This window comes from Gilliamella sp. B14448G11 (assembly GCF_016101765.1).
Taxonomy (GTDB): Bacteria; Pseudomonadota; Gammaproteobacteria; order Enterobacterales; family Orbaceae; genus Gilliamella; species Gilliamella apicola_N.
The window spans coordinates 25,671-42,413 of record NZ_JACFPX010000004.1; the positions used below are offsets into that span (position 1 = coordinate 25,671).

A 16,743-nucleotide genomic window follows, 5' to 3' on the forward strand; every position below is an offset into this window, starting at 1 on the left:
GATGATAAGTAATTTTGGTCTTACTGAGTGGGTCGCGATTATTCTTGGAATAGTGTCATTGATTTTATTAATTTTATTAGTTAAATCACAGCTAGTTATTAATAATTCAAACCAATTATTTAATTTACAATTTTCTCAGATAAGACAAGAGAATCAAACATTAACTAATGAATTAAATCAGCTTGAAAGTGAGTTAAACCAGTATCGTCAACAAAATATCGCGCAATTTGCGACTATTAGTGAACTAAAAACGCGTTTAGAAGAAACGCGTAATGCAGCCCATGAACGCCAGACAATACTTGAGCAAAGTGAACAACGACTTACAACTCAGTTTGAAAACTTAGCCAATCGTATATTCGAGCACAGTGGTAAAAAAATTGAACAACAAAACAAGCAAAGCCTTAATTTTTTATTATCACCATTAAAAGAACAATTGGAGAGCTTTAAAAAGCAAGTGCAAGATAGTTTTGGCGAGGAAGCAAAAGAACGCCATACGCTTACTTATGAGATTCGCAATTTACAGCAACTGAATCAACAAATGACTAAAGAGGCAACCAATCTCACTAATGCTTTAAAAGGTAACAATAAAATTCAAGGAAATTGGGGAGAGTTTATACTTAGCCAAATACTTGATAATTCGGGTTTAAGATTAGGTTATGAATATGATACACAGGTCAATTTAACCAATGAAAATAACCAACGTTTACAACCTGACGTCATTGTACATCTACCTCAAGGAGGTGATGTGGTTATTGATTCAAAAGTGACACTAGTAGCATATGAACGTTATTTCAATAATGATGAAGAAATTGTAAAAACCAAAGCATTATCCGATCATTTAACTTCAGTACGTAACCATTTAAAGCAGCTTAGTCAAAAAGATTATCATAAGTTAATTGGCATTAATTCATTAGATTATATATTAATGTTTATCCCTGTAGAGCCAGCATTTTTATGTGCTATTGATAGTGATCCATCTTTGATTAATGATGCGCTCAAAAATAACATTATGATTGTCAGCCCAACCACTCTTTTGGTTGCCTTACGTACGATTCATAATTTATGGCGTTATGAACACCAAAATCGTAATGCAGAGCTAATTGCAGATAAAGCAAGTAAATTGTATGATAAAGTCCGCGGTTTTGTTGAAGACATGGAAAACCTTGGTAGCACGCTTGATAAAGCTCAACAAACTTATCAAAACTCTCTTAATAAGCTCTCCAAAGGTCGCGGTAATATTATTGGTCAAATTGAGCGATTTCGTGAATTAGGCGTAGAAGTTAAAAAACCAATTAATCCAGACATTGCATTATTATCTGTAGATGAACTTAACCGAAATAAAGATTAAATATCTTACTGTGATGGCTAATCAATTAAATTAACGTTGTTGAATTTACGTTTTTTAAAGTACATTGTCGAAATTACATTATTAAATTTTGTCAAAAAGTTTCAGGTAATGCATACGTTTGAGTATAAAACATCTTAATTCACCATTATTGAAAATACGTGTATACTCATTTTGTACAACAAGGAATACAATATGGCTAAAAAACAAGTAACTGAACCTAGTTTTGAAGAAACACTTAAACAACTTGAAACCATTGTTTCACAATTAGAAAATGGTGATTTACCATTAGACGAAGCATTGAATGAGTTTGAAAAAGGTGTCAAATTAGCTAAATCAGGTCAAAAGCAATTACAACAAGCGGAACAACGCATTCAGATATTATTATCTGAAAATAGTGATGCAGAACTATCTGAATTTTTAACCGATAATAATGAATAATTTAAAACCATTACAAGAGCGAATCAATACGTTCTTAACGACATATATTGCTCAGTTCCCTTCTTCTAAATTGCAACAAGCTATGAACTATAGCTTGCTAGCTGGCGGTAAGCGAATCCGTCCAATACTGGTCTATTTAACTGGGCAAATGTTTGATTGTCCGTTATCAAAACTTGATGAAGCAGCGGCTGCAATTGAAATGATTCATACTTATTCATTAATTCATGATGATTTACCGGCTATGGATAATGATAACTTACGACGTGGAAAACCGACATGTCATATCCAATATGGACACGCTGAAGCGATACTTGCTGGTGATGCATTACAATCATTAGCGTTTAGTATATTATCTGAAAGCCAACATCTGGATAATCAAGTTAAAATTAATATGATTGCAGAACTTGCCAATGCTAGCGGATTAGCGGGTATGTGCTTAGGACAGTCACTTGATTTGCAAGCAGAGCACCAATCTATCACCCTTGAACATTTACAAAAAATCCACAACTATAAGACTGGAACATTAATTAACGCAGCGGTCCGATTAGGTGCATTTGCCAGTGGCGATATAAGTAAGCCTTACTATTCCTTGCTCGATAGCTATGCTCAAGCAATTGGACTCGCTTTTCAAATTCAGGATGACATTTTAGATGTCATTGGTGAACAAGCTATTATGGGCAAACCTAAAGGCTCCGATATTATACATGAGAAATCTACCTATCCTGCTTTATTAGGCTTACAAACAGCTATAGACATGACAAAACAGTTATATGATCAAGCTATCGATAGTCTCAACCAAATACCTTATAATAGCCAACCACTGCAAGATCTCGCTGGTTTTATTATAAATCGAAATAGTTAACACGATGACTTAATGATAAAAATGAATTTGGATAATTATCCCTTATTAAAAAAAATTAACTTTCCACAGGATCTACGATGTTATCCTCAATCTCAGCTGCCTGAAATTTGTCGTGAGTTAAGACAATTTTTGTTAAATTGTGTAAGTCAATCTAGTGGACATTTAGCATCAGGGCTGGGGGTGGTTGAATTAACAGTAGCACTGCATTATGTTTATCACACCCCTTTTGATAAAATTATTTGGGATGTTGGTCATCAAGCTTATCCACATAAAATTTTAACTGGCCGACGTGATCAAATGCTCACAATCCGGCAAAAAGGTGGGCTTCATCCATTCCCACATCGCAATGAAAGCGAATATGATGTTTTAACTACAGGCCATTCTTCAACTTCTATCAGCGCCGCTTTAGGTATTGCTATTAGTGAGCAAAAAAAACAATCTGGACAAAAGGTAGCGGCAATTATTGGGGATGGTGCACTTACCGCTGGTATGGCATTTGAAGCAATGAATCATGCCGGGCATATTAAACCCGACATGTTAGTGATTGTTAACGACAATGACATGTCAATTTCAGAAAATACGGGTGCACTTAACCAACATTTAGCCCAGATTCTTTCAAGTAAAACATACACTTCGTTCCGTGAAAGTGGCAAACGAGTGCTTGCTAATATTCCACCTTTAAAAGAATTATTTAAAAAAACCGAAGAACATTTAAAAGGTTTAGTGACACCAGCGATCTTATTTGAAGAACTTGGTTTTAATTATATTGGTCCTATTGATGGGCACGATGTTGAAAGTTTAGTAACCACTTTACAAAAAGTTCGGCAACTAAAAGGTCCCCAATTGCTTCATGTTATTACGCAGAAAGGCAAAGGTTACGCACCAGCAGAACAAAATCCAACTTTATGGCATGGTGTACCAAAATTTAATCCCAAAGATGGAATATTGCCAGAGACAAATAAAGTTATACCAACCTATTCTCAAGTTTTTGGTGATTGGTTGTGTGAAATGGCGCAAAATGATAAACAACTAATGGCTATCACTCCTGCAATGAGTGAAGGATCGGGTATGACCAAGTTTGCCAATCTTTATCCAGATCAATTTTTTGATGTCGCCATCGCTGAACAACATGCAGTTACACTTGCTGCGGGTTTTGCTATTAGTGGTTTAAAACCAATCGTAGCAATTTATTCAACTTTTTTACAACGTGCTTATGACCAAGTTATTCATGATGTTGCCATTCAAAACTTACCTGTTTTATTTGCTATAGATAGAGCAGGTATTGTTGGTGCCGACGGTGAAACGCATCAGGGCTCATTTGATTTAAGTTTTATGCGTTGCATACCTAATTTTGTCATAATGACGCCTAGTGATGAAAATGAGTGTCGACAAATGCTCTATACAGGTTATTTACATAATGGTCCTGTAGCAGTGCGATATCCTCGTGGTGAAGGTGTTGGAGTGCAATTAGAACCATTAACGCCCATACCAATAGGTGAATCAAAATTATGCATTGAAGGAGAAAACATAGCTTTACTCAATTTTGGCACATTACTACCTGAAGTTTTACAGGCGGGTAAAAAAATTAATGCTACAGTCATAGATATGCGTTTTGTTAAGCCATTAGATGAAAAAGTCCTTTTGCACATTAGCCAAACTCATAATATACTTGTCACTGTAGAAGAAAATAGTATTAAAGGCGGTGCTGGTAGTGGCGTCTGTGAATTTTTATTATCTAAAAAAATAAAATGTGATATTTTAAATATTGGATTACCAGATAAGTTTATTCCTCAAGGATCTCAAAATGAGATGAGAGATGAGATGGGATTAAACTGTGAACATATTATAGAAAAAATTAATGAATTTATAAATAAATAGGTTAAATATGGAAACTCAAGCTGTCACTATTCAAATTTTTGGACGTACATTAAAATTCAATTGTCCGGTTGATGAAGTTGACGCACTAACCAATGCCGCAAAAGATTTGGATGAGCGCTTATCTAATTTGCGTGAAAAATCTCCACAAATAGGTAGTGAGCAACTTATCATGACCGCAGCACTCAATATTTCTTACGAGTTAACTAAGGAAAAAGAAAAAAGTAACGAATTTAGCCATAGGCTAAAAATGCTACAACAATTGCTTGATTCTGCTTTGAATACCAACAATTAACGTTTTTATTTGTAAATTTGATAAAAACTTCCTTGTATCATTTGTTAAATTCTGTAATATTATATGCATCTCTGGGATGTTCGCGATGTGGGTTAGTCCCCTGAGCCGATACTCTTTATATTAGAATGATATGACTTTTGATTGGTGTGTAAGCCTTACTTGTAAGGAAACCTAAAAATCGAAACATGTTGTTCACCTTGAACCTTGGGTTCAAGGGTTACGACCCTAAACGACATCTTGGAGTGCTTTTATCTTGTTTTATTTCTACAGTGATAACTGATGAATATTAGACAGAATATACGTCAAAAAAGGCGTCAACTCTCCTTAACCGAACGCATTAATGCGCAAAATTCTATTTATCAACAAATCACTCAACATCAAAATATAAAATTAGCAAAAAATATAGCAATATTTCTATCATTTGATGGTGAAGTGGAAACGAAACCGATTATAGAATATCTATGGCAACAAAATAAGTCTGTCTATTTGCCTGTTATACACCCATTTGCTTCTTCGCATTTACTCTTTTTAAAATACACCCCACAAACATCTTTAATTAAAAACAAATTTAATATACTGCAACCAGCTTTAAATGTACTAAATGTATTACCATTCCAAAAATTAGATATTATTTTTACTCCACTGGTTGCTTTTGATGAAAGAGGTTATCGTATGGGTATGGGTGGAGGATATTATGATCGTATGTTAGCTAATTACCAAAGCCAGCAAATTCTGCCTATCGGTCTGGCGTTTGCCTGCCAAAAAGTACCTCATATTGATAATCAACCATGGGATGTCAAACTACCAGAAATCATCTACGCTTAATATTATCAATAATGGCAATAACCCAGTATGGTTAAGCATTATTGTGCAAACTTTTTTAATTCTTATCATTGATTTGCTGTTGAAATGATAAAAAGTAAGTAAGCAAACAAAATAACTATGCCGACAAAACTGAGTCGGCAAAGCTAAGTTGAAAAAGATAAGTTGAAAAAGCTAAGTCGGCATTTTTTACCTAAAAAGAGTTGTTATTTAACAATTTGTTTGAGTTCATCTAATAAACTTGAATAATTGACCTTTGCATAGTGGGTTACATCTACTTCAATCACTTGACCTAAAGCAAACTGATCATACTTTCTGGTTTGACAGATTTGATAAAATTGTTCTTTCGTCACTAAATCGTCGGCTAAATTGCGATCTTCAAGTTTATCACCATAGTGATAATGTTGCATAATATGACTCAAATGACGTTCTGGCGAGCGGTCGCGCAGGTAGCGACGTTGCCATAATATATCAAAGTCAGCAATTAAGCGAATTGTAACCACTTGATAATAATAGTGATCAGCAAATTCACTGAGTTGCTTTTTTTGCTTATCACTGAAAGGATATTCAGAAATGATGATCTTTTTACCTGCATCCATATACAGTTGCAACACACCATAATAAAAATGCCAGACTTTGTGTTCTAATGCCTCTTTTTCAGCTTTAGAATTAAAACCGATCGATTCGGCATACAAAACTTTAGCTTCATCGGGTGTTAATACAAAGCTGTCTTTAAATTGCTGTTGCAATTGTTTAACTAGATACGTTTTGCCTGTACATGGACAACCTGCCAGTAAAATTAAATATTTCTGCATATCAATGCACCTCAGTTAACACGACCATTCACATTAAGAAATAAACTCATTTTATGCTTCACAATTTCCTTTACTGCCTGATTAGCAGGAATAACATTGTGGCGTAATGATTTATTGACTTCAGTTTGTGCGAACTTATCTTTGGCCACTTGTGTCCAGTTAACTAATAACTCGGTACCTACATTAAATTTGCGAATACCATTATTAATCAATTCAGGGTAATCTTCTTCTTTAACACCTGTCCCACCATGAATAACCAACGGAATATTGACAAGAGAATAAATTTCTTTCAATAACGGAATATTCACTTCTGTTTTTGATTTAAATTGTCCATGATTAGTGCCAATCGCAACGGCTAGAGCATCAATACCCGTTGCTTTAACAAATTCTAACGCATCTTTAGGGTTAGTATAGACTTTGTCATTATCATCAACCTTAATCCCCTCTTCTGTGCCACCTATGGTGCCCAGCTCCCCTTCAACTGATACTCCACGCGCATGGGCATATTCAACAACCGCGCGCGTTTTTAATATGTTTTCTTTAAAAGGCAGTGAAGAACCATCAAACATGACTGAGGTAAAACCGCTGTCGATAGCTTGTTTAATATCATCAAAATTTTTGGCATGATCTAAGTGCAATACAGCATCGACTATCTCTTCATCTGCGATGGCTTTTACTGCATTTACCAAAACTTTATAGCCAATATAACGTGCCGTATCGACACTTGTTTGGATAATAATGGGGGCACCTACTTCTTTGGCTGCTCGAAGCATATCGGGTAACATTTCTAAATTATGTGTATTAAATGCACCTACGGTAAAATTAAGCTTTTGTGCTAATGAAGTGACAGCTTTTAAATTGGTATACATAATAATTTTCCTTTAATCTCGTAGAATCGTAACTTGTTTGGCGATATTACGCATGGAATCCATTTTATTCAGCCAAAAATCGATATCAGCCATTGACCCATGTGTTGCAGCCTCGGCGCGTTTTAGGTTATATAAACTCATTAAAATTTTATAACCCTCTCCAATTGATTTTTTATGTTGTAAACTGATTTCTAAATACTCAATCGCTAAATCAATACGTTCTAATTGGTAATACAACATTCCTGTTTTTTCGTATAAAACAGCCAAAAGTTTTGCATCGTCACTGTTCGCAATTTGTTGTTGCAATTGCTGAATCGATTGCTCAATTTGAACGATTTGTTCTGATGTTAAACTGGCTTTTATTTCGGTCTTGGGTTCTTCGACTTTTGGTTTGTTTTTTCTGAAGAAGCTAAACATAGCAATTATCCTTGTTAAAAGTGTTTCAAAATTGGACCTAACACCCACGCATAAAGTAATGCGACTGTAACGGTATCCACATCCGTTGCTGTAGCATTAACAAAGCCCATTTGCGTAAAAATAGTAACCAGCAGTGCAGGCAATAAGGTAATAAAAAAGCCATGTGCTATCCCGCCAATTAAAGCACCACGACGCCCACCAATCGCATTACCAAATATGCCTGCGGTTCCCCCTGCAAAAAAGTTAGTTAACATGCCAGGTAAGATCATCGCTAAACCAAAGAACGGCAGTGTTAACATCGCAATCACTGTACCAATTGAAGTAGTAATAAAACCTAAAATTACTGCATTTGGGCTATATGGAAAGAACACCGGACAATCAAGCGCTGGAATGGCATTTGGTACCACTTTCATGGCAATTCCCCTAAACGCTGGCACGATTTCACCCAGCAATAAGCGCACGCCTGCTAACAATACATAGATCCCTACCACAAAAATAATTGATTGTGTAAAGGCATAAATCACATAGTTTTGTGAGCCTGATAAAGTTGAGGCATATTGTTCACCCGCAAACAGTACAGTAATGACATAAAGTGGTACCATAACCACCATTACAGATAGATAAGTATCTTGTAAAAATTCGAATGACTTGGGCAATTTCATATCTTCAATTGAGCGTTTGTTCTCACCTTTTTCACCCACTACATAAGCAACACCCGCTTCAAATAGATAACCGATTGTACAAAAATGACCAAGAGCAATATCATTTGATCCTGTCACTTTATAGATAATTGGCTGCGCAATGGCTGGCATCATTACTGCAAAAATAGCACCAATTAAACCTCCCACTAAAATTAAAGCTATTCCAGAAAGGCCTGCTACACTACCAAATACGGTCGTCATGGTCGCCATCCACAAAATCGCCTGTCCAGTTAAAAAGATATACTTCCAACGAGTCAAACGAGCAATAAGAATATTGAAAATAAAGATCATCAAAAAGGTCAGTGCAATATCGCGACCTAAACCTAGTTGATTCATGGCTTGTCCATTTATGGCTTCAATGGATGGAATAATTCCCTGCATATCAAAACCGGCGGTAAAGATTTGACCAAAATAAGTCAAACTACCAACAATAATGCTTGAACCTGCATTTAACACCTGAAAGCCTAATAAGGTTTTTAGTGTTCCTGAAATAATTTGTCCGACTGATTTTTTTTGTAAAATAAGCCCAAGCATGGCGATTAAACTAATGGTTATTGAAGCCTGCGTTAAAATATTGTCGATAATAAAGTTAATCACATTCATAATATTCTCCTGTTATCGCGACTAAATCAGTCCTTTTTGCTGTAAAACGGGGCAAAGCTTTTCCTCAATTTCAACTTTGGAAACAATATTTCTAAGAAACACGATGGTGGTTTTATCGTTGATATTGAATTTGGCAAACTGTGGGCGAAAGTTTTCAGCCGTGATAATGATATCGGCATTCATCGCCGCAGCGGATGAAATATCAGTATGATCTAAATTAGCTTCAATACCTTTAGCTTTTAGCACGTCTTCGGTAGCCATTTGTGCAGCAAAACTACTGCCTAATCCTGCGCCACAAACAAATAAAATAGTTAAATTACTCATTTTCAATCCTCCTACGACTGAGTTGTTTAAGCCGATTTTGTTTCATTAAATAAAATTGTTTTAAATTCCTGTACCGATTGGCACGTGGTGAGTTGCGTAAGTTTTTGTTCATCATTAATCAACTCAATTAAGCTACGCATAATATTGAGATGAGAAAAAGAATCGATGGCTGCCAAACAAAATATAATTTTTACTGGCCCCATATCTGAGTTACCAAAATCCACAGGTTCACGCATCGTTACCACACTCACCCCTAATTGATTCACGCCATCTTCTGGTCGAGCATGTGCTAATGCTAAATCCTTTCCTATCACAATATACGGACCATATTGTTCAACCGAGCTAATCATGGCTTGGATATAGGATGGTAAGATGAAACTTTTTTTTAGTAGTGGTTCAGCAGCAGTAGTGATAGCTTGTCGCCAATCACGGCAATCTTGCTGTAATATGATGTCATCATCAGTCAAAATATCTTTCAACATAGGCTGAATTTTCCTTTTATTGATTTTAAGATTATTAATCGCTAAACACTTCTCAAGCCGGTTATAGATTGGTGCAGACACAACGCCACCACTTTCTTGAATTAAATTGACAAGAGAGTAAAAAAGATCAGTGGCATCATCTAAATGGTTGACAATTCGTTGGTTAGATCGATGTTTAGCTAGAAAATCGGTGATAATGGGATGATTTTTTTCTTTCAAAATGGGTTCTAACACCAATACGGGATGAGCCGAATGCTGTAACGGAAATGTAGAAAAAATTAAGTCATAATCAAGCTGATCTAATAGATCAAAATTATTTCGACCTAGAATGGCCAAAATATCAATATTAAAAAACTCTTTGAGTGTTTCAGCTAATAAATTAGAAGTCGCAATGCCATGATCACAAACAACCACTGCTTTAAAAAAATAGCTACGATCTTGGTTAATTGCACTAGCAAAAGCAGAAAAATGAATTGTTAAAAAGGCGATTTCATCGTCAGAAACTTTATGACTTAAATTTGCTTCAGGGCTTTGTATAAAGCGTTTAATTACGGTGTAAATTTCATCGTAATTTTGTTTAATATTATCAAGTAACGGATTAATAATGTGGATATTATTACTTACTCTGGCAATCAATCCTGCTAAGTGTTTACAAAGGTTTTCATAAAGTTGTTCTTGTTTGGTTGAAAATGGAATTTGTGTTTTTTCTTCAACATAATTCACCAATTTAATTGCCAATAACTGTGCATTTAACCACTCGACATAGTTATTAATATCTTTAGTGTTGAATGCTTCAAGCATGTAGATAATATATTGTTGTTCTTGTCGATTGGTTTGCAACTTTTCATGTTGGCAAACTAAATGAATAAATTTTGTGATTTGCCCCGATTCATGGTGTTTAAAATCGGCTCTAACCATAGTTAAATGATGTTGATGTTGATTGCGAATGACCCAAATGGCAGTAAAAATTACAATTTGTTGAACATAAATTTCATCATGAATTTGACTGATGGTTTTATGGGCAAGTTTTAATAGGTTTATAATCAGATTTTGAGGTACATACTTAAAGAGTAATTGCTGTATTAAACTCAGTTCATGTAATGGTTTATTCAATTCTAGATTACCATAGAATTGGTTAATTGCTTCATACATCATTAAACGAATAGAGCGCTCTAATCCTATGAGCTGCATTCCTTGTTTAGGCAAGCTGGTTAATTCAATATCGTATTTTTTTAATCGTGTTTTAAGTTTACGAATATCTTCATCTAATACACTTTTCGAAACAAAATAGATATTTTCTTTATGACATAAAATAGTTGGGCAGCTAGAAAAAGCAATGGATAACAACAAATCAAATTGGCGTTCATCCTTACTTAAAATGGGTGAAATAGATACCCCTAATAACGCATTATGGACTTGCTGTTTTTGTTCTTGTGTGGCATCAATGATAAAGCCTTTATTACGTACCGTTGAAATTTCGGGTAAACATCTTTTTTGTAAAAAAGCATTAATTTCATTAATTTCATTGCGTAGCGTTCGGGCACTAATTTGGAAATCTTCCGATAGCATTTCGACAGTTAAAGGATAGTCGATGGAAATAAATTTCTTAAATAATTCAATGGTTCTTGTTCGCATAAACTTATTCACCTATTTACTTCTTAAATGCAGTATAAGTGAGATAAATTTGCTTACCTAGTTGGTATTTTTGCAAATATAAATTGCAAAATTTACAGATTGGAAATAATCAAAGAAAGGAAATTAAGAAAAGATAAAAAATGAATCCTGCTTTAAGGATTCATTTAATTATTTTTTAGAAAATAACATTAACCATGTTTTTCTCGTTTTTCAATTGCGGTTATCAATGGGCGATGACATTTATAGATCATATCTGACGGAATCATGATCAGTTCAGCAATAGGTACTGTCCAATCAGGAATTTCTGTGTTGTCAGGATTTTTTTCATCAATGGGGACATCCACTGCAAAACGTTCAGTATTAGCAAATAATTGCTGTTTCTTCGCAATATCTTTATCGTCTGCATCACTAAGCATACGACAATTATCCAACACGGTTTGGGCAAAAACTTCTGGCCAGTTTTCGGGTACATTTTTTAACGTAACGAGTTCAGAAAGGTACCGAAGCATGTCACGAAATAACAACAAATAGACCATTTGTAAATTGCGACCTGATAAATTAGCCAGTTGTTCATCGTTCAATTTATCATTTATAACACTCGGTCCCCATTTAAAAAACAGGGTATCCTTATATTGGTTGATGATCGGTTTGATGGCTTTGTATTGCGTTTTTACCACATTATCAATTTCTCGTGAAATTTGCATAGTCGGATAACCAACATTATTACGACCATGAAGATCTCGCCCTGAAAGTGCTGGCATTTCTTTTTTGGTTGGTAATAGTTTTTTAAGCAATCCTAGCATATTACCCGCCCTTACTATTTACTCTTTTGGCGTACAATTTCAAATAAACAAACACCTGTTGCAACTGATACATTAAGCGAAGAGACAATGCCTGACATTGGAATACTGACTAATTCGTCACAATGTTCTTTCGTTAAACGACGCATGCCCTCACCTTCTGCACCCATCACCAAAGCCAGTGACGTCGGGGTCGATGATTTATAAAATTCAGTTTGATAAAGCGTTCTATCGGCTTCACCAGCAGTACCGACAATCCAAACTTGGTATTCATCTTGTAGCATTCGCATGGTACGGGCTAAATTAGTTACTCGCACAACAGGAACACTTTCTGCCGCACCGCACGCTACTTTTTGTGCGGTAGAATTAAGTGGTGCTGAGCGATCTTTTGGCACGATAATAAAACTTACACCAGCTGCATCAGCTGTACGAATACATGCCCCTAAATTATGAGGATCAGTCACACCATCTAAAATTAAGATGACAGGATTAGGTTGCTGTTCCATCAGTAGTGGAATATCGTTTTCATGATAACCACGGCTTGGTTTAACCATAGCTAGAATACCTTGATGGACACCATTTTTGGTTTTTTCATCCAACCACTGACGATTAGCTACTTTAACAGGCAACCCCAGTTGTTCCAATTGATGAATAAGGGCAATTAGACGTTTATCTTCACGCCCTTTAATAATAAATACTTCAATAATTCTTTCTGGTGAGCGCGCTAATAATGCTTCAATAGCGTGCATACCATAAACTGTTTCACTCATCTATTTGCTACTCTTCGTTTTTATTCGTTGTTTTTTACTTGTCGATTTCGATTTACTGTTTTTCTTAGTGTTATTTTTTGATTTAGTTTTAGTTTTTACAATCGCTTTCGCTTTTGTTTTGGTCTTAGTTTTACTTTGGGTTTTGCTTTGGGTTTTATTTTCAGCTTTAGTGCTAGCATTAGTACTTCTTTTCTTGCTGGATGATTTTTTCGCTTTTCGTTTAATGGGTAAATCAGCACTTAAATCGATTTTATCCTGTTTAGATCTATCTTTGGCTGTTTTGCCTTGACGTTTCGGCTTATTATTACTTCCCACTAACGAAAAATCAATTTTACGTTCTTCTGGATTCACATTATCGACTTTAACTTGTACTTTATCGCCCAAACGATATACGAAACGAGTATTTTCGCCGATAAGACGGTTGCGTGAGCCATCAAAATTATAATAATCATTTTCAAGTGAAGAGACATGAACTAAACCGTCAATAAACAAATCATCTAAACGAACAAAGAATCCAAAATTAACGACACTTGAAATAGTTCCATTAAAGACTTCACCAACATGATCTTGCATGTAATCACATTTAAGCCAATCCACAACATCGCGAACAGCTTCATCAGCTCGACGTTCTGTCATTGAGCAGTGTTCACCAAAGTAAAGCATTTCACTGGTACTATAACGATAACCACCCGTTTTGCTTGTTTTGTGATTTTGATCAGCTAAAATCCATTTAATGGCTCGATGTAAGAGTAAATCTGGATAACGACGAATAGGCGAAGTAAAGTGTGCGTACTCTTCAAGTGCTAAGCCAAAATGTCCACGATTTTCTGGATCATAAATAGCTTGTTTCATTGATCTTAAAATAACAGTTTGTAGCATATCATGATCTGGTCGCTCTTCAACAGCAACCATTAACTCAGCAATATCTTTTGGTTTAGGATTTGAACCACCTCCAAGTGATAACCCAAGTTCACTTAAGATACTGCGCAGATTATTCATACGCTCTTCATCAGGTTTATCATGTACACGGAATAAAGATGGTACATCAGCTTTAATCACGAATTTTGCAGCAGCTACATTCGCTAAGATCATACATTCTTCAATGATTTTATGAGCAACATTACGCTGGGTCAATTCGATACTTTCAATACGTTTATCGGCATTAAAAATAAATTTTGGTTCTTCGGACTCAAAACCTATCGCACCACGTGCAATACGAGCTTTATCAAGTACATTATAAAGACCTTGCAAGTTTTCAAGATGTGGGATTAAATCACGATAATGCTCACGTAATTCTTTATCACCATCTAAAATCTTAGCAACTTTGGTATAAGTCAATCTTGCATGCGAATTCATCACAGCTTCGTAAAATTCATAACCTGTTAGACGACCTTTATTTGATACAGTCATTTCACACACTAAACATAAGCGATCAACTTGCGGGTTTAACGAACAAAGCCCGTTAGATAACACTTCTGGTAACATAGGGATCACGCGAGATGGGAAATAGACTGATGTACCGCGTAAGCAGGCTTCTTTATCTAATGCTTTACCTGGACGAACGTAGTAACTTACATCTGCAATTGCGACCCATAAGCGATAACCTCCTCCACGATTTTTTTGGCAATAGACAGCATCATCAAAATCTCGAGCATCTTCGCCATCAATTGTAACCAAAGGTAATTCACGCAAATCCTTGCGTCCTTTTTTGGCATTTTCTGGAACTTGTTCGGTAAATTTGCTGGTCTCTTTTATAACAGCTTTCGGTAATTCATAAGGGATCTCGTGATTACGAAGCGCAATATCAATGGCAAGATTGGTTCCCATAATTTCACCAAGCACTTCTTTAATTATCCCTACCGCTTTTTGATGACGCTCTGGTCGTTGCTGTAATTCAACTACCACAACAGAGCCCATACGTACCGTACGATCAGGTTTGCCCACAATCAAAATATCAAAATTTAAACGACTGTCATCCGGCACTACAAAGCCGACACCTTGTTCGATAAAATATCGTCCAACAATAAAATTACTACGAGGCTCTAAAATTCGCACGACCCGTGCTTCGACTTTACCACGATATTGGGTTCCCAATGGTTGAGCTAAAATCACATCGCCTTGTAACACTTTTTTCATCTGTTCAGGTGATAAAAAATAATCCTCTGGATTACCTTCTACTCGCAAAAAACCAAAGCCATCACGGTGTGCAATTACACTTCCTTTAACCATATCAAATTTTTCAGGTAAGGCATAACATTTACGGCGAGTAAACACGACTTGTCCATCACGTTCCATCGCACGTAAACGACGATGCAAAGCCACTTTTTGCTCATCACTTTTAATCGCAACAGCTTGGGCAATTTTCTCTAAATTGGCAGGTTTTGCTTCTTTTTTAAGGTAATCTAAAATAAGTTCACGACTGGCAATTGGGGAATCATACTTTTCTGATTCTCTATCAAAAAAAGGATCTTTTATCATAAGTAACATCCTGTGATCTAATATTAATGCTAGCATAACACAGAGTGATATAACTTAAAATGAACATTCAATTTATCAAGAACAATCAGAGGATTCTTAATTCATTTTTAATTTTTATTAATAAATTATTAATATTGATAAACCCAAAAAGACAGATATCAAGCTTTATTACATTATACATTAACAGCAATTTACTATTCAGACGATAATTTAGGTCATAAAAAATTAAATGGTAAAAATGATTGGGCTAAAAAATTATCGAATGTATCTTCATAAAATAAAGCATGAGTTAGTTTCAATTAAATGTTATTTTCACTAAACTATTTTTATGTTAGCTATAATAATAACGATCCACATATTATATATAAATAGTCATTTTATTTACTAAAATAATATAAGCTATTTCAGTCTAGTGATAACTCTATTAACTCTTATAAAATCATTATTACCTATTTGCTTACTCTTTATTTTATTGCATCCAATTAATACCCAATTAATTGATATGTTTTCTTTTAGAATTTGAATTACATTAATTTCTGAATTTAAAAAATTTATTAACGAAATAGTTTTTGTTTTTTTAACCTTTCCAACACATACAGTTATATTAATTAAACAATTTTTTATATTCAATTTTCATCTGTATTATTGTGTTATCTTATTGATTTACAACATACTATGCATCAATATGATATTGATATAAAATTTAGTTATAACTTAGATAATAATTTCGAACATAAGGAAATACTGAAAAACATGAAAAAAACGATTGTTTTTATTTTAGAAAAAATTCTTTGGGCTTGTATAATATTACCAGGTTTGTTCGTTGCAGGCCTTGTAGACTATTCAGTAGAAAGTTGGCATGGCATATTTACTTCTAAGAACGTAAAATTGGCATCTTCTTCCTTTATGTTATCAATTATTACTGTATTTATAATATTTATTTGGGATAAACAATGTGAAAATTGGTTAAAATACTTATTTATCGCTATCTTTGTATGTATTATAGCGTCGTATTTACCTATTTTTTCACCTTCCGTCGCCTATTTTATTCGAGCCTATGGTATTTATAATATCGTTGTTATAGGAACGGTTTTAGCGCTTTTTGTGTTTTTTAGTCCTTGAGAAGTTTCCCATTACTTTAAAAGTTTAGACTTTTGATTAACGTTTTTGTTAATGAAAAGGCGTCCTAGGACGCCTTGAGTTATTAAA

16 protein-coding genes and 1 other RNA gene are annotated in these 16,743 nt (G+C 34.8%); 8 read left to right on the plus strand and 9 right to left on the minus strand.

Translation table 11 applies throughout. The features are described from left to right. The first annotated feature begins 1 nt into the window (after nucleotide 1). From rmuC to H3S88_RS04020, 7 genes are all read left to right on the plus strand, one after another. The gene (gene rmuC, locus H3S88_RS03990) at nucleotides 2-1,348 is read left to right on the plus strand and encodes a DNA recombination protein RmuC (RefSeq protein WP_198227088.1); all 1,347 of its coding nucleotides are present in this window, start codon (nucleotides 2-4) and stop codon (nucleotides 1,346-1,348) included. A gap of 192 nt (nucleotides 1,349-1,540) precedes the next feature. Next, complete coding sequence (gene xseB, locus H3S88_RS03995) at nucleotides 1,541-1,786, plus strand: exodeoxyribonuclease VII small subunit (RefSeq protein ID WP_065738748.1); 246 nt, start codon at nucleotides 1,541-1,543, stop codon at nucleotides 1,784-1,786. Beyond that, nucleotides 1,779-2,648 carry a (2E,6E)-farnesyl diphosphate synthase gene (ispA, locus tag H3S88_RS04000; protein WP_198227086.1) on the plus strand — a complete coding sequence of 290 codons (870 nt, stop codon included), beginning with the start codon at nucleotides 1,779-1,781 and terminating at the stop codon, nucleotides 2,646-2,648. Before xseB ends, ispA begins: the two co-directional genes overlap by 8 nt. Before the next feature lie 15 nt (nucleotides 2,649-2,663). Further along, nucleotides 2,664-4,526 carry a 1-deoxy-D-xylulose-5-phosphate synthase gene (gene dxs, locus H3S88_RS04005; protein WP_198227136.1) on the plus strand — a complete coding sequence of 621 codons (1,863 nt, stop codon included), beginning with the start codon at nucleotides 2,664-2,666 and terminating at the stop codon, nucleotides 4,524-4,526. Nucleotides 4,527-4,533: 7 nt separating this feature from the next. Further along, nucleotides 4,534-4,818 (plus strand): cell division protein ZapA, encoded by a 285-nt coding sequence (gene zapA, locus H3S88_RS04010; protein ID WP_065738746.1) that lies wholly within the window; start codon nucleotides 4,534-4,536, stop codon nucleotides 4,816-4,818. Between the two features lie 65 nt (nucleotides 4,819-4,883). Next, a non-coding RNA gene (gene ssrS, locus H3S88_RS04015) (6S RNA) lies at nucleotides 4,884-5,065 on the plus strand. Nucleotides 5,066-5,097: 32 nt separating this feature from the next. Next, on the plus strand, nucleotides 5,098-5,643 hold the full coding sequence (locus H3S88_RS04020; protein WP_144091575.1) for a 5-formyltetrahydrofolate cyclo-ligase: 546 nt from the start codon (nucleotides 5,098-5,100) through the stop codon (nucleotides 5,641-5,643). 203 nt (nucleotides 5,644-5,846) lie between these two features. Here H3S88_RS04020 and H3S88_RS04025 read toward each other — a convergent pair whose 3' ends face one another. From H3S88_RS04025 to rnr, 9 genes are all read right to left on the minus strand, one after another. Next, on the minus strand, nucleotides 5,847-6,455 hold the full coding sequence (locus H3S88_RS04025) for an AAA family ATPase (protein ID WP_144091574.1): 609 nt from the start codon (nucleotides 6,453-6,455) through the stop codon (nucleotides 5,847-5,849). Nucleotides 6,456-6,466: 11 nt separating this feature from the next. Then, nucleotides 6,467-7,324, minus strand: coding sequence for a class II fructose-bisphosphate aldolase (locus H3S88_RS04030; protein WP_144091573.1), 858 nt, complete (start codon nucleotides 7,322-7,324; stop codon nucleotides 6,467-6,469). Between the two features lie 12 nt (nucleotides 7,325-7,336). After that, nucleotides 7,337-7,741 (minus strand): tetratricopeptide repeat protein, encoded by a 405-nt coding sequence (locus H3S88_RS04035; RefSeq protein WP_144091572.1) that lies wholly within the window; start codon nucleotides 7,739-7,741, stop codon nucleotides 7,337-7,339. Nucleotides 7,742-7,755: 14 nt separating this feature from the next. Beyond that, a complete protein-coding gene (locus H3S88_RS04040) occupies nucleotides 7,756-9,045 on the minus strand; it encodes a PTS sugar transporter subunit IIC (protein WP_065738741.1) in 1,290 nt (429 codons plus the stop codon). A 21-nt stretch (nucleotides 9,046-9,066) separates the two neighbouring features. After that, nucleotides 9,067-9,369 carry a PTS sugar transporter subunit IIB gene (locus H3S88_RS04045; RefSeq protein WP_065738740.1) on the minus strand — a complete coding sequence of 101 codons (303 nt, stop codon included), beginning with the start codon at nucleotides 9,367-9,369 and terminating at the stop codon, nucleotides 9,067-9,069. A gap of 26 nt (nucleotides 9,370-9,395) precedes the next feature. Continuing rightward, entirely contained in the window at nucleotides 9,396-11,486 is a 2,091-nt protein-coding gene (locus H3S88_RS04050) for a transcription antiterminator (protein WP_144091571.1), read from the minus strand. A gap of 188 nt (nucleotides 11,487-11,674) precedes the next feature. Next, on the minus strand, nucleotides 11,675-12,289 hold the full coding sequence (locus H3S88_RS04055; protein ID WP_144091570.1) for a hypothetical protein: 615 nt from the start codon (nucleotides 12,287-12,289) through the stop codon (nucleotides 11,675-11,677). Nucleotides 12,290-12,303: 14 nt separating this feature from the next. Then, the gene (rlmB, locus tag H3S88_RS04060) at nucleotides 12,304-13,056 is read right to left on the minus strand and encodes a 23S rRNA (guanosine(2251)-2'-O)-methyltransferase RlmB (RefSeq protein WP_086308866.1); all 753 of its coding nucleotides are present in this window, start codon (nucleotides 13,054-13,056) and stop codon (nucleotides 12,304-12,306) included. Next, nucleotides 13,057-15,534 carry a ribonuclease R gene (gene rnr / locus H3S88_RS04065; protein WP_198227084.1) on the minus strand — a complete coding sequence of 826 codons (2,478 nt, stop codon included), beginning with the start codon at nucleotides 15,532-15,534 and terminating at the stop codon, nucleotides 13,057-13,059. Between the two features lie 753 nt (nucleotides 15,535-16,287). Between rnr and H3S88_RS04070 the strand changes: the two genes are divergently transcribed. After that, nucleotides 16,288-16,656 (plus strand): hypothetical protein, encoded by a 369-nt coding sequence (locus H3S88_RS04070; protein ID WP_143422779.1) that lies wholly within the window; start codon nucleotides 16,288-16,290, stop codon nucleotides 16,654-16,656. Nucleotides 16,657-16,743 lie beyond the last annotated feature (87 nt).

Excerpts from the sequence above, each read along its gene's own strand:
- H3S88_RS04025 (WP_144091574.1), bottom strand. The coding sequence starts at position 6,455 with ATGCAGAAATATTTAATTTTACTGGCAGGTTGTCCATGTACAGGCAAA.
- ispA (WP_198227086.1), top strand. The coding sequence starts at position 1,779 with ATGAATAATTTAAAACCATTACAAGAGCGAATCAATACGTTCTTAACG.
- H3S88_RS04070 (WP_143422779.1), top strand. The coding sequence starts at position 16,288 with ATGAAAAAAACGATTGTTTTTATTTTAGAAAAAATTCTTTGGGCTTGT.
- rmuC (WP_198227088.1), top strand. The coding sequence starts at position 2 with ATGATAAGTAATTTTGGTCTTACTGAGTGGGTCGCGATTATTCTTGGA.
- H3S88_RS04020 (WP_144091575.1), top strand. The coding sequence starts at position 5,098 with ATGAATATTAGACAGAATATACGTCAAAAAAGGCGTCAACTCTCCTTA.
- H3S88_RS04030 (WP_144091573.1), bottom strand. The coding sequence starts at position 7,324 with ATGTATACCAATTTAAAAGCTGTCACTTCATTAGCACAAAAGCTTAAT.
- zapA (WP_065738746.1), top strand. The coding sequence starts at position 4,534 with ATGGAAACTCAAGCTGTCACTATTCAAATTTTTGGACGTACATTAAAA.
- rnr (WP_198227084.1), bottom strand. The coding sequence starts at position 15,534 with ATGATAAAAGATCCTTTTTTTGATAGAGAATCAGAAAAGTATGATTCC.
- H3S88_RS04040 (WP_065738741.1), bottom strand. The coding sequence starts at position 9,045 with ATGAATGTGATTAACTTTATTATCGACAATATTTTAACGCAGGCTTCA.
- H3S88_RS04045 (WP_065738740.1), bottom strand. The coding sequence starts at position 9,369 with ATGAGTAATTTAACTATTTTATTTGTTTGTGGCGCAGGATTAGGCAGT.
- H3S88_RS04055 (WP_144091570.1), bottom strand. The coding sequence starts at position 12,289 with ATGCTAGGATTGCTTAAAAAACTATTACCAACCAAAAAAGAAATGCCA.
- H3S88_RS04050 (WP_144091571.1), bottom strand. The coding sequence starts at position 11,486 with ATGCGAACAAGAACCATTGAATTATTTAAGAAATTTATTTCCATCGAC.
- xseB (WP_065738748.1), top strand. The coding sequence starts at position 1,541 with ATGGCTAAAAAACAAGTAACTGAACCTAGTTTTGAAGAAACACTTAAA.
- rlmB (WP_086308866.1), bottom strand. The coding sequence starts at position 13,056 with ATGAGTGAAACAGTTTATGGTATGCACGCTATTGAAGCATTATTAGCG.
- H3S88_RS04035 (WP_144091572.1), bottom strand. The coding sequence starts at position 7,741 with ATGTTTAGCTTCTTCAGAAAAAACAAACCAAAAGTCGAAGAACCCAAG.